The sequence below is a fragment of the Novosphingobium pentaromativorans US6-1 genome, from assembly GCF_000767465.1.
Taxonomy (GTDB): Bacteria; Pseudomonadota; Alphaproteobacteria; order Sphingomonadales; family Sphingomonadaceae; genus Novosphingobium; species Novosphingobium pentaromativorans.
The window spans coordinates 126412-138048 of record NZ_CP009294.1 but is presented as its reverse complement, the minus strand read 5'-3'; the positions used below and the strand labels follow the sequence as shown (position 1 = coordinate 138048).

General features: G+C 66.0%; 16 protein-coding genes and 1 pseudogene. 13 read left to right on the top strand and 4 right to left on the bottom strand.

Annotated elements, in window-relative coordinates; all coding sequences use genetic code 11:
• Positions 1 to 3: 3 nt before the first annotated feature.
• Positions 4 to 999 (bottom strand): AAA family ATPase, encoded by a 996-nt coding sequence (locus JI59_RS27910; RefSeq protein WP_007015892.1) that lies wholly within the window; start codon positions 997 to 999, stop codon positions 4 to 6.
• Positions 1000 to 1419: 420 nt separating this feature from the next.
• Here JI59_RS27910 and JI59_RS24225 point away from each other — a divergent pair, with 420 nt between their 5' ends.
• The gene (locus tag JI59_RS24225; protein ID WP_007015891.1) at positions 1420 to 1953 is read left to right on the top strand and encodes a DUF736 domain-containing protein; all 534 of its coding nucleotides are present in this window, start codon (positions 1420 to 1422) and stop codon (positions 1951 to 1953) included.
• A gap of 163 nt (positions 1954 to 2116) precedes the next feature.
• Positions 2117 to 2473, top strand: a complete 357-nt coding sequence (locus JI59_RS24220) for a hypothetical protein (protein WP_007015890.1) — start codon at positions 2117 to 2119, stop codon at positions 2471 to 2473.
• An 11-nt stretch (positions 2474 to 2484) separates the two neighbouring features.
• Here JI59_RS24220 and JI59_RS24215 read toward each other — a convergent pair whose 3' ends face one another.
• The gene (locus JI59_RS24215) at positions 2485 to 2676 is read right to left on the bottom strand and encodes a DUF6771 family protein (protein ID WP_007015889.1); all 192 of its coding nucleotides are present in this window, start codon (positions 2674 to 2676) and stop codon (positions 2485 to 2487) included.
• 97 nt (positions 2677 to 2773) lie between these two features.
• On the opposite strand from JI59_RS24215, the gene JI59_RS24210 reads away from it, so the two are divergent.
• From JI59_RS24210 to JI59_RS24185, 6 genes are all read left to right on the top strand, one after another.
• Positions 2774 to 3394 (top strand): SOS response-associated peptidase, encoded by a 621-nt coding sequence (locus tag JI59_RS24210; protein ID WP_007015888.1) that lies wholly within the window; start codon positions 2774 to 2776, stop codon positions 3392 to 3394.
• A 52-nt stretch (positions 3395 to 3446) separates the two neighbouring features.
• Complete coding sequence (locus JI59_RS24205) at positions 3447 to 3911, top strand: hypothetical protein (protein ID WP_007015887.1); 465 nt, start codon at positions 3447 to 3449, stop codon at positions 3909 to 3911.
• Positions 3898 to 4239 carry a hypothetical protein gene (locus JI59_RS24200; protein ID WP_007015886.1) on the top strand — a complete coding sequence of 114 codons (342 nt, stop codon included), beginning with the start codon at positions 3898 to 3900 and terminating at the stop codon, positions 4237 to 4239. Before JI59_RS24205 ends, JI59_RS24200 begins: the two co-directional genes overlap by 14 nt.
• Entirely contained in the window at positions 4236 to 4727 is a 492-nt protein-coding gene (locus JI59_RS24195; RefSeq protein ID WP_007015885.1) for a hypothetical protein, read from the top strand. Before JI59_RS24200 ends, JI59_RS24195 begins: the two co-directional genes overlap by 4 nt.
• A 45-nt stretch (positions 4728 to 4772) precedes the next feature.
• Complete coding sequence (locus tag JI59_RS24190; RefSeq protein WP_007015884.1) at positions 4773 to 5285, top strand: hypothetical protein; 513 nt, start codon at positions 4773 to 4775, stop codon at positions 5283 to 5285.
• An 88-nt stretch (positions 5286 to 5373) separates the two neighbouring features.
• Entirely contained in the window at positions 5374 to 5877 is a 504-nt protein-coding gene (locus JI59_RS24185) for a hypothetical protein (RefSeq protein ID WP_007015883.1), read from the top strand.
• 6 nt (positions 5878 to 5883) lie between these two features.
• Here the strand turns inward: JI59_RS24185 and JI59_RS24180 are convergent, their stop codons facing one another.
• Positions 5884 to 7116: a DUF1173 domain-containing protein gene (locus JI59_RS24180; RefSeq protein WP_007015882.1), complete on the bottom strand. Its 1233-nt coding sequence runs from the start codon at positions 7114 to 7116 to the stop codon at positions 5884 to 5886.
• Between the two features lie 225 nt (positions 7117 to 7341).
• Between JI59_RS24180 and JI59_RS24175 the strand changes: the two genes are divergently transcribed.
• Positions 7342 to 8031: a pentapeptide repeat-containing protein gene (locus tag JI59_RS24175; protein WP_007015881.1), complete on the top strand. Its 690-nt coding sequence runs from the start codon at positions 7342 to 7344 to the stop codon at positions 8029 to 8031.
• Positions 8032 to 8048: 17 nt separating this feature from the next.
• Here JI59_RS24175 and JI59_RS24170 read toward each other — a convergent pair whose 3' ends face one another.
• Positions 8049 to 8237, bottom strand: coding sequence for a hypothetical protein (locus tag JI59_RS24170; protein WP_138921579.1), 189 nt, complete (start codon positions 8235 to 8237; stop codon positions 8049 to 8051).
• Positions 8238 to 8780: 543 nt separating this feature from the next.
• Here JI59_RS24170 and JI59_RS28250 point away from each other — a divergent pair.
• From JI59_RS28250 to JI59_RS24155, 4 genes and pseudogenes are all read left to right on the top strand, one after another.
• Positions 8781 to 9092 carry a hypothetical protein gene (locus JI59_RS28250; protein WP_420798907.1) on the top strand — a complete coding sequence of 104 codons (312 nt, stop codon included), beginning with the start codon at positions 8781 to 8783 and terminating at the stop codon, positions 9090 to 9092.
• A gap of 282 nt (positions 9093 to 9374) precedes the next feature.
• Positions 9375 to 9710: pseudogene (locus tag JI59_RS24165) on the top strand (single-stranded DNA-binding protein).
• 500 nt (positions 9711 to 10210) lie between these two features.
• Entirely contained in the window at positions 10211 to 10768 is a 558-nt protein-coding gene (locus tag JI59_RS24160) for a hypothetical protein (protein ID WP_007015877.1), read from the top strand.
• Positions 10769 to 10886: 118 nt separating this feature from the next.
• Positions 10887 to 11402 carry a Ros/MucR family transcriptional regulator gene (locus tag JI59_RS24155; protein ID WP_007015875.1) on the top strand — a complete coding sequence of 172 codons (516 nt, stop codon included), beginning with the start codon at positions 10887 to 10889 and terminating at the stop codon, positions 11400 to 11402.
• The last annotated feature ends 235 nt before the right edge of the window (positions 11403 to 11637 follow it).

Below are 11637 nucleotides of genomic sequence, written 5' to 3'. Positions count from 1 at the left end.
GGCTCAGCGCTTCACCGCAAACGCCGTTCGCATGGCCTGGCGCTCAGTGAGCTTGGCGACGACCTCCTGGGTTGTCGTCTGCTTCCTCTGCTCGAGGATCGCGGTCTTGACGACTTCATCCGCAGCGCGGGCGACTTCGGCCTGGCTCAGCCCGTGCGCCGCCTGCTCGATCGCAGCCCATCCAGCGCGCTGGAACTTGAGGGGTTTGAGGTTGGCCTTGATCACCGCGCGAATCTGCGCGGCGGTCGGCATCTCAAATTCTAGCACGTCATCGAACCGGCGTAGAAGCGCTCGGTCAAGAAGCTCCGGATGGTTGGTGGCAGCGATGATTGGGCTGTCCGTCGAGGTCTTTTCCTCCATGAACTGGAGGAAACTGTTGAGCACCCGGCGCATTTCAGCGACGTCGTTGGTCGCGGTGCGATGACCGCCGACAGCGTCGAACTCATCGAATAGGTAGACCCCGCGCCGACGACGGGTTTCATCGAAAACCAGACGCAGCTTTGCGGCGGTCTCGCCCATATAGCGGGTGATCAGTGTTTCGAGCCGAATGATGAAGAGCGGAAGCTTCAGCTCACCGGCGATCGCCTCGGCCGTCATGGTTTTGCCCGATCCCGGAGGGCCAACGAACAGCAGGCTGCGTGAAGGAACCTTGCCATGTTCGCGCAGCCAATCACGCTTGCGTTGCTGCAGCAGCATGCCATTGAGCCGTTCGCACACGGACGCACTCAGGATCACGTCCTGAAGATCAACCACAGGATCGCGGTAGTCGAGCAGTCCTTCGAGATCGCCGCGCGGGGCAGCAAAAGATACGGGAATAGATGCCTTGACCCCGCCCGCGCCGCGGGCCGCATCGACTGCGGAACGGAGTTCATTCGCAGTGTCACGGTGCCCTTGACGGGCTTCCGAAGCGGCAACTTGCAAGGCAATAGAATAGAACTGGGCGTCGTCGCCTTCGGCGCGACTGCGTAACATCGCCAGTATTTGCTTGGCGTTTGACATCTATTCTACTTTCCATCCCCTCGCGTCGGAGACCTGTTGCGCCGCCAGCGATACGTCATGCTTCCTGAAATTTGAAGCGCCATTGTTACCCCAAGGGCATACGATCATCCGGGCTGGCTCAGACCGCAGCTGCGACATTGCGATCGCCCGTCGAAGCCGCCCCATTTTACCGGGCTGAGTGAGGCAACCACCAGCGGTTTTGCGCGAGGCGAGCCTGCACAGGTTGGAGCGCTACCGGCGCAGCTCCCAGAGAGCAAATTAGGATAAAACTTTCGCCGAGCATTCTCCGGGAATTCAATCGGATTTCTACCTGCGGGCAGTGCCCGCAGCTTCGGCCTGACGGCCGGGAGGGAAGGGGGGTGGGAAGAGAGTGATCGAACAAGGGGTTCGGTCGCAATCGATCCACCTAGGAGAACGTCCATGAACATCGGTGAAATCCGCAAGAACGCCAACGGCCAGCTGATCGGTTCTGTCGAAACGCTCACCATCACCCGCACCATCGGCCTGCGACCGGTGACCTCCAGCAACCCGCGCGCCCCTCGCTACGAGATCGTCGCGCTCAACGACCAGCGCCGCTGGGTGATCGTCGGCGCGCTCTTCGAGCTCTCCTCGAACTCGACTGGCGAGAGCTTCTACCAGGGCAAGATCGACGATCCGTCGATGGCGCAGCCGCTCTACATCGCCGCTTTCCCGCGCGAAGACGGCACGATGGCGATCGCCTGGCAGCGTCCGCGCCGTCGGAGCACCCAGCTCGGTTCGGCCGAATACGGCGAGAGCGATATGTTCCCGGCCGACGACGCCGGCGGCGATCGCAGCGAGGAACAGGCTGGCGCCGGGCGCAACGACGATGGCCTGGGCGACAGCACCGCGACCCCGCCCGCCAAGCGCGGCCGGGCGGGTGCCAAGGACGGCGCCGAACACGATGGCGCGCTGCCGCCGCTCGTCGACGCCTGATCGGCTTGTCCCAACTCCAACCGGCGGGGACCCCAAGCGGGTCCCCGTCTCTGTGCAAAGGCCGCGGATGAGCCCCCCCGCGCGGCCTGAGGCGGAACGCCGGCACTGCCCCCCGCCCGGCGTTCCGCCTCTTCATTTGCATGGGGATATCCGGAGAACCACAATGCTGACCGACAGTGAACGCTTCGCCTTCACCACCCGGCGCCATCACGCCTTTGCCAGCACGGGCAATGCCTATGACGCGGTCCAGTGCGACGAGGCCATCCGCACCGGAGACACGCTCATCGTGTTTGCCGAGGAGGTGGTCGGGGTCGCCATGACCTGGCCGTTTGCGGTGACGCAGGCGCACGGGCATCTCCATGCCCTGTCCGCGCCGCGCGAGGGTGAGGCACTCGCGGATCTCGCCCGCTCGCTCCACGTCAGCGCGGCCGACTTCGAACACGCCGCCGAGATCGCCCGGCGTTTCGGATTTCCGCTCGACCCGCAGATCGAGGCGCTGCTGGCTCGCCCGGCGGGCTGAGCCGGCGCGCTTCAGAGCGGCAGGGTCGACTGCTCAGGTGACGACGTACTGACAGGCGCGTCGACCGCATCAGCGATCACGCGCGCGAGTTCGAGCGCGGCATCCTCGCGCAGGCAGGAGCTTGGGGCCGTGATGCCGACCCGCGCCCAGCCCGGGGCGTCAAGGATCGCATGAGCGACAGCAGACGTATCGATTCGTTCCATGCCATCAAAAGAACATAGAGGGAACATATTTGCAAGGTGGTTGGTGCCGCCGCGCGTCCCGATTGACAGGGGAGGGCGGTCCGCAGAGCATCAGCGCATGTGCAATTTGTACCGCATGACCAAGGCCCCTGCGGAAATCGCGCGGCTGTTCGGTGCGCACAACAGCGCGGGCGCGAACTTCGCCGCCGAGGTTTACCCGGGCTATCCCGGCCTGGTTGTCGCCGAGGGCGAAGCGCGGGTGATGAGCTGGGGCTTTCCGCTCGCGCTCAAAGGCAAGCACGGTCAGCCGCTAAAGCCCAAGGCCGTCAACAACGCGCGCGAGGACAAGGTCGGCACTGCATTTTGGAGGCCGAGCTTCGAGCGGCGCCGCTGCCTGATCCCGGTGACCGCCTGGGCCGAGGCTGAGGGCATCAAGGGCCAGATGACCCGGACCTGGTACTCATTGGCGGGCGAAGAGGTCTTTGCCGTTGCCGGACTGTGGCGCCCGACTGAGGAGTGGGGCGCGGCCTATTCGATGGTCATGGTCGATGGCTGCCCGCAGATGGCCGAGGTACACGACCGCATGCCCGTCGTCCTCGCCCGAGAAAGCTGGGACCAATGGCTCACGGGCACGCCCGCCGAAGCCTTCGCGCTGTGTCATACCTGTCCCGATGAACTCGCTGTCGATCGCACAGCCGAACGCTGGGGGGCAGGGAGGTCCGCGGCGACGTCAGGCTGAGGGGAGGGGGGCTTCGCCGGTCGGATCAGACCCAAGCGAAAGGACCTAAGCCATGGGCGACCGAGCCCCCGTCCACATCACCATCGGCGGCGCACTGCCGCGCGAACATCTCGAAGCCTTTGCCGCACATGCGGCCGACTATGACCTGCGCACCGAGTGGGACGGCGAACCCTTCGATCCGGCAGTGCTCCCCCTCGGCGAGCCGCTCGAGCTTTACGGGACCGAACTCAACGGCGGGCAGATTCCCGAGATCGACGCCTTCTGCGCCGAGCACGGACTGCCGTTCCGCTGCTGGTCGGGCGGCTCCCTCGGCGCCTATCTCCCCGAAATCATCCTGTTCGATGGGCAAGGCCCGATGCGCGACTACACGGCGAGCGAGGACGAGTACGTCCTCTTCCCGCCGTCGTGGATCAGCAACTTCACCCGGCTGCGCGATCTCAAGCGTGAAATTGCCCGTGCCGAAGTGACCATCCCGGCCTTCGAGATCACTGGAGGGCCAAGCGATGACTGCGACTGATGCCGCCCTTTTGGCCCCCTCGCGTGAGGTAGTGCTCGCCAGCTTTTCGCTCTCGCGGGTGACCGAAGCCTTCTTCGACGACATGCTCGGCGTCCTGCCGCCAGCCCACATCACCGGAGTGCCGGGCTTTTTCGTCACCGAGGCGGTGAGCGAAGACATCCACGCACAGTTCGTTGCTGCGGGGGGCCGCTTCTACGGCGGCTATGTTGGGCTCAGGGATCGCGCGGGCCTCATTACCCATGCGCGCATCGCCGAGTTCGATACCGCCCATCCCGACGCGGTGGAACTCGCCTGGTACCCCGACGCCTGCGAGGAGGCCGCGCGATGAGTCGGCACCGGATCCTCGAACTCGGCGCAGGTCCCGCCGATGAACCCTGTGCGCAGCTGGGGCAATGCGCGGACTTTGCCGCCGCCAACACCCTCGAACTGCTCGCCTATAAAGCCGCGATCATTGCCCTTAACGGCGAGCCGCCGCTGCCGCTCGGCTTTGCTCTTGTCGCCAATGCCCATGATTTCGGGATATACCGGACGCTCTGGCTGGTCTCATCGGAACAGACGTTGCCCGAAGACGGGCAGGCCTGGCTCGACGACCTTGTCGAACCGGCCACCTGGATCGCGGCGGGATTTCCGCAGCCGGTAACTTACGACGGCTCGCGCGCCGTCATGCGCCCATTCCGCGAGGTAATCACCGCCGCGCTCCAGATCACCCGGGCGAACGCCGACGGCAGCTTTTTCCCCGCGCAGAACGCGGTGCTCCACCGCAACCTGCTCGCCGCCTACGGTCCTGCCACGGTCGCTGCCGCGGACACCGGGTAAGGGGAGGGGGCTGGAACTGGACGTTCCTAGAGGGAGTCCAAGTCCATGCCTCGCTTCTATGCCGGGATCGGTGCGCGCGCGACGCCGCCCGAGATCCTCAGCCTGATGACCCGCGCCGCCTTCGCGCTCACCAAGCGCGGCTATGTCCTGCGCTCGGGCCACGCGATCGGCGCCGACAGCGCGTTCGAACGCGGCGCCGGCCGCGATGCGCAGATCTTCCTGCCGGCGGCGGGCTGGCGCGGATCGACAAGCACCATGCATCCCGAAACGCTCGGCGCCGAGCTCTGGGACAGGGCCTGCACGATCGCCGCGGCGCATCATCCGGCCTTTGCTGGGCTCTCGGGCTTCGTCCAGGCGCTCCACACCAGGAACGTGTTCCAGGTTCTGGGTCCCAGCCTCGATAGCCCGGCGGAATTCGTGCTGTGCTGGACCGCCGACGGCGAGGCTTCGGGCGGCACCGGCCAGGCGCTGCGCATTGCGGCGAGCCACGCCGTCCCCGTCTTCAACCTCCAGAGGCCGCGCGAGCGTTCGCACGTCGAGCACCACCTCGTCCTCTGACCCGTTCAATTCCGCGCGTATCCGCCGTTCTACCCCCTGCCCTGGCAACGGGACGCGGCGCGCGCGCGGCAACACGAAAGCCCCAGCCATGTCCTCGATCACGCTCACCCTCGAACTTGCCTGCACCCATGAGGAAGCCGCGCGCTTCGCCGCGGTCGAACTGTTCCTCGCCGAAATGGCTGAGAATACAGAAGCTGAACCCCCGGCCGAACTCGACGCGATGTTCGGCGCTCGGCCACGTGAGACGATCCTCGGCCTTGCCGGGCACCCGCAGCCGCTCGGGATCACCTGCCGGTATGACCGCGAGGGCGGCGTGATGACGCTCGCGGCGACGGGCGGCAAACCCAATCTCGCCGCGCTGCCGGTACTGCTGCTCTGGCTCTATCCCGCCAAGCTGCCCATCGCTTACTCGGTACACGTGACCGAGCAGCCTGACCTTGCGGTATGGACCATCGTTGGCCTAAACCGCATCGAGATCACCCAGCACGAGGGCGAGGTTGCGGCGCGGCTCGAAGCCTTGCGGGCAGTTGGGGACACGCCCCGGCGTCTCGACCTGCTGCCGACCAAACCGCTGCCCCGGTCGGACGACTGAGCCTGCTCAGGCGGCCTGCTGCGCGTCCCAGCTGCGCCGCGGCGGCCGGCTGACGCGGGCCGGGAGCGGCTCGCCTTCCTTCCACAGCAGGTGAGCGACGCCTTGCCCGGCGAGCAGCGCTTCCAGCGGCTCTGCCACCTCGTCGTCGCGGTCGTGGATGTGGATGGCGCTGGCTTCCTCGCCGGTGTCCTTGAGCACCAGGCTGGCGATCGGCGTCTCGGTGTCGAGATTGACGCGCAGGCCCTTCACGAACCGCCGCTTCTCCGCGACCGCCTTGCCGACGAGGTAGCGCTCGTCGCTGCTCTCATAAGGCAGCCACTCGGGCGTGACCGGCATCAGCGCCACCTCGATGAGGTCGAAAGTACCCTCGCGCCGCCGCGCGAACGAGCCGGCGAGAACCAGGTGGCCGCTCTTGCCGTTCGGACCATCCTGCGCCTGCCATAGCGCGAGTTCGCCGGCGAACCGCTTGTGGAAGCGCCGCGCCATGTCCTGGTCCATCACGAACGGCATGTCGCCGACATGACGCAGGACGATCTTCTCGGCGCCGTGCGCGGGAACGATCTCCTTGATCTCGCCCACGACCACCATCATGTCGCCCTGCGAGGCATAGACCCGGGCAAGCGCCGCGCGGCGGCGGGCCCGGATTTCTTCTTTCTCTTCGACCTTGAAGCTCTCGGGCACGAACAGCACGTGGGGCAGGGCTTCCTGCTTGGCCCGGCAGCTTGCCGCTGCCTCGAGCAGCGCGCGGCGCACCACGAACCATGTCCGCTTGCCCGCCATCTTGGGATGCCAGTGGGTGAGCTCGGCCCGGTCCCAGAGGACATGGAGTAGCCCGCGTATCGAGAGCTTCTGACCCGACGACTTCACCGTCGGCTTGTCATTGGTCAGCGCCGCGGGCGCGAGCCGGGCGGCCCCGCGCGAGAGCGGGAAGCCGAGCTTCAAGCTGGTCTCGCCGCTTGTCTCATCGTCAAGCACCGCGCTCCCGCGCACCTGGCCCATGCCGGTCAGATAGTCCGGCGCCTCGTAGTGATCGCAGGCGGTCGCGTGGCGCGCGCCCGAGCCCGGCCAGCGCGCGAGTACATAGCCATTCTGCCGGTGCGAGATGTAGAGGGGGAGCTCGGTTCCCTTGCGGCATTCGCAATGGACCGGGCTTTTGCGCTCGTAGGCTTCGCGCAAGACGGGCTGAAGTTCATCGCCTTCGGCCACGCTGCGGCCGAGCACACGGTATCGCTGGATCATTGGGGTCTGCTCCAATTTCTCGCGATCGACGCTGCCCGTTCGACCTCTCGCGCATCTCCTTTGGTTTGACGCGGCCCCGGATGAGCGCGCTGGGGTCAGTCTATGCTGGCCTTGCGGGCGCGGCAAGCCCGCCGCGCGGGCGCTTCGAACCTAGCGCGGTGCAACCGTGGAGCCCGCCCCGCGGTTTGCTGGCGTGGCGGCATTTGCCGCGCTACCGGTCCTGTGATGGACGACCTTTTCGCTTCGCAGCCCATCGCGGGCGCCACTCTGGCGCGCAGCGACATCGAGCGCCTGATCGGCAGGACGCCGCGCACACTGGTCGACTGCGACCTCGAGGAGGCCGACCTCTCCGGGCTCGACCTCACCCGCTGGCGCTTTGAACGCTGCAACCTGCGGCGCAGCGATCTTGCGGGGGCAAAGCTTGAAGGTACGGTCTGGCAGAGCTGCCGGGGACCGTTCGCCAATTTCTCGGGCGCGAACCTCAGCGAAGCCGAATTCATCGGCGGCGACTGGAACAATTGCGCGATGCGCCGGGCCACCCTGACCTCGACCCGGTTCACCGGCTCCAAGCTCACCGGCGCCGATTTCACCGAGGCGCGCGCCATGCACATCCACTTCGAGGAAGTGCTGCTGGTCTCGGCAAAGCTGCCCGGCTTCTCATTCCGCAAGGAAACCCTGCGCCGGGTCGATCTGTCCGGTGCCGATCTGCGCAAGGGCGACTTCCGCATAACTGTCTTCGAGGACTGTTCCTTGCGCGAGGCAATGGTCGCCGGATCGCGCTTCGAGGGCTCTGACCTGCGCGGCGCTGACCTCGGCGGCCTGCGCCTTGTCGATGCCGGGCTGTTTCGCGGAGCGACGATCTCGCGCGAGCAGGCTGGGCAGCTGCTCGGCGAACTGGGGCTCAACGTCCGGTAGGTCGCAGCCCGAGAACCCTACTGGTCCTGCTGCGTGTCCTGTTCCAGGCCTTCGGCCACGCCTTCGGCAAGGCCGAGGCACAGCGCGGCTTCCTCGCGCGTGAGCATGATCTCTTCAGCACCGAATACGGCAAGCTTCGCGCGCAGGACTTGCGTCATGGCGCGCGCCACCTGCAGAGCGTTTGGCATTTGCTGTGGTTCAGCCATGGGCCGGGATCCTTTCCCTTCGGCAGCTCTGCCTGCGGCAGCGGGGCCGGGCAGGTCGCATTGAAGCGCATTCATACCGGTTTTGCCGGGATGTGGCGAGGTGAAGAGGGGAATGGGCACCCCGGCGCCCGCGCCCCACGCGGGCCCCGCGGCGACCCGCTCTACTCGCTAGGGCGCGCGTCGGCGCTGTCGCACCGCCGCCCACCCAAACTCGCCGGCATGAATGCCGGCCCTCTCGGGTCACGATCGGGGCCAGTGGAGGAAGCGGTGAGGCTGGTTGGCGCGGGCGGGCGAGGGCGCTAGGTTCCGCCTCATGCCGATCCTCCTTGCTGCCGCCGCCCTTTGCATGTCGCCTTCGGTTCACGACGGCGACACGATCCGCTGCGGCCGTGAGCGGGTCCGCATCGCCAACATCGATGCGCCCGAACTGCCCAATAGTCCCAAGTGCCAGGACCGGAGGCGGTCCTACGCTTGGGTAGCGACTTTGCCGCGGGCGAAGCCTCGCGGGTTGCCCTTGCGCGGCTACTGTCGCGCGGGCGGGTCATGATCACGCGGCTCGGCACCGACCCCTATGGGCGGACGCTTGCCACGGTCTCGGTGAACGGGGTGGACGCCGGCAACTATCTGGTTGCGCAAGGCCTCGCGCGGCCCTGGCGCTGGGCGTCCATTTCGAGGGGGCCGAGCCTTGCCCGCCTGCGGGCGCCAGCTTTCGTATCTAACGAAGACCCCTGCCGTAGCGCATGGCGCAGGACGAGGAGGGGCTGGGCGTGGCCTCGTGTGACCCCACACGCCTCTGACTGGCATGGGGCGGGGCCGAGGAAGGCAATGCCCGCTGTCGCGGGCGCTGGCGGGTGAGAGAAGTCCTGGCGAAAAGGCCGAGGCTGACGGGTCTGACCTTTGCGGGGATCCGCTGGGCCTGACCTGACGAAACCGCCCTTCGTTTGCCGATGAACCCTGCAGCGCCAGTCCCAAGCCGCAACCCAAAAGCAGCGGACCGTGAAGCCCTTCGGGCTTGCCGCACCACTCCTCGCTTTTGGGTTTCCCTCACATGAGTTCGGTGCGGGCCCGGGCCTTTGGCCCTGCCTGTGGTGTTCATCGGCGGGCGGTTCCGCCGAGTTCAAGGCACGGAGATACCCCATGAAGAACCTCGTCATCCTGATCGGCCGCATCGCCGCCGCTCCTGAAACCCGCCACGCCGGCGAGACCGCGATCACTTCGTTCACCCTCGTCACCGATCGCCCCAAGCTGGTCGACGGCAAGACGGTCAAGAACGAGGCCGGCTACACCGAGACCCTCGCCGAATTCCACCGCGTCACCGCCTTCAACGGCCTCGGCACCTCGGTCGCCTAGCACAAGAAGAAGGGCGACCTCATCGAAGTGCAGGGCCGCCTCCACTACTCAAAGTGGACCGACAAGGAGGGCATCGAGCGCTACGCGGTCGAGATCGTCGCCGAGGAAGTCCTCTTCCTCTAAACCCGAGCCCGGGAGGCGGCAGCGCCGCCTCCCATTGGGCCAAGACCAGCCCCCCATCACTCATGTAGACGCTGCGGCGAGTGAAACACCGGTTGCGAAAAAGCCAACGCGCGGCGTTTATTTCGCACTTGCAGCATCAGGGTCTTGCACCCATATCAGCAGTGCCTTTCAGGCATCCTCTCCCAAAACTTTCCAAGGGGCTGGCTCACGCTGGCCCTATTTTTTGCCTGCCAGATCGGCGGCTTGCGCCCCTTCGGGCATGGCATCTGTGACACTTTGCCCTCGGGCAGAGTGTCATGTTGCGCTGCGCGCGTGACATGACCGGAAGGGCAGGTCATCGATCATGCCTGCACAATCTCGAAAACGGTCGCGGAGAAAGGGCAGCGCACGTGGCCGCGCAACCACTTGGCGCCTCCGGGCGAAGTGTCACGGGCGACAAACGACAGCGCAAGGTACAAAGGGGATTCACAGGATTCACCTTTTGTGCTCAATACTGTTCGATGGAACGAGCCCAAGAAATCACTGGCGTCGGTGGGATCTACGCGGTCCTGGTCGAAGCCTCGAACCGCCCGCGCTACGCGTTTCTCGTCCTCCAACTGGTCGCCGAAATTGCCGATGGGCGCGGGCAGGCCGGGCCCTTCGTCGCCCAGAGTGGCGTGCCCGTGCTTCTGCGCGAATGGCTCTGCTCCCAGCTTCTGCCGATGAGCGCGCAGCCCGCCCGCCGCGCGGCGCTGCGCGCACGCGTTGCCGTGGGGTTGAAGGCCGAGCTGACTGGGAAGCCGGAGTTTGACGCGGCGCGGATCGAGGTCGCGGTCGAGGAGCAGGTCCAGGCAGTGGGCCGCGCCAATGTCAGCCGCGCGATTTCCGATCTGGTCCGCGCCGGGCTGATGAGCCGGCACTATGCGGGCTACGCCACCAACCACAAGAACCGCGGCGGCGGGCGTCACGCGGTCTATGTGGTCAAGCCGGGCGTCCTTGCCCTGCTGCGCAAACCTGCGCCGCTGCGGCGTCAGGGCCCGGGCGCTGCCAATCCCCAGGGCGAACTCTTCGCGGCCTGAACCCCTGGACTTCAAGCATCAAGCTGCGCCTGCCGCGCTGCGGCGATGCTCCTATGGTGTCTTGGCGACCGATCGCCTAGGACACCCCCGACCGAGGATTGAAAAGGGTCTCGCCCGCATGGAAAACGAACCACTGCTGGATCATGTCGCCGATATCGTTTCTGCCCATGTCAGCAACAATGCGGTCGCGACCGCGGACCTGCCGGGCCTGATCCAGGCGGTCTACGCTTCGCTTGCCGCGCTTGGACAGGCACCGGAACCGGCGGTGGCAGAGCTGAAGCCTGCCGTCTCGGTGCGCGCCTCGGTCAAGCCCGATGCCGTCACCTGCCTTGAATGCGGCGAGAAGATGAAGATGCTCAAGCGCCATCTCGGCACCGAGCACGGTCTGACACCCACCGAGTACCGCACGCGCTGGAGCTTGCCCACCGACTACCCGATGGTCGCGCCCGACTGTGCCGCCAAGCGCAAGGAACTGGCAGTCAGGATCGGCCTTGGCCGCAAGCCCGGCCAGAGCCCGAAGGCTGAGGCCACTGCAGCGCCCGAAGCTGCACCAAAGGTGCAGCCCAAGGCCGCCGCGACCCCGGCGAAACGCAAGAAGCTCGGCGTTGCCTTCGGCTCGGCAGACGTCAGCTGAACCGCTGATTTCCGGTAAATATTTGATTTCATTTAACATAATTCACATTATCATCCCGAGCGATCTCTGCAATTTAGAGATGTCACCCGGAGCTACAACGACCCACTTATCCCATAAATCCGGGGCACGGTCAGATTATGGGATAACTTGCGGCGCACCGCCTCATATCGCACCGCTTTGACATTCCCGTTCGGGAATTTGTGCATGAGCTGACGCCAGGCACCACGATGTTATT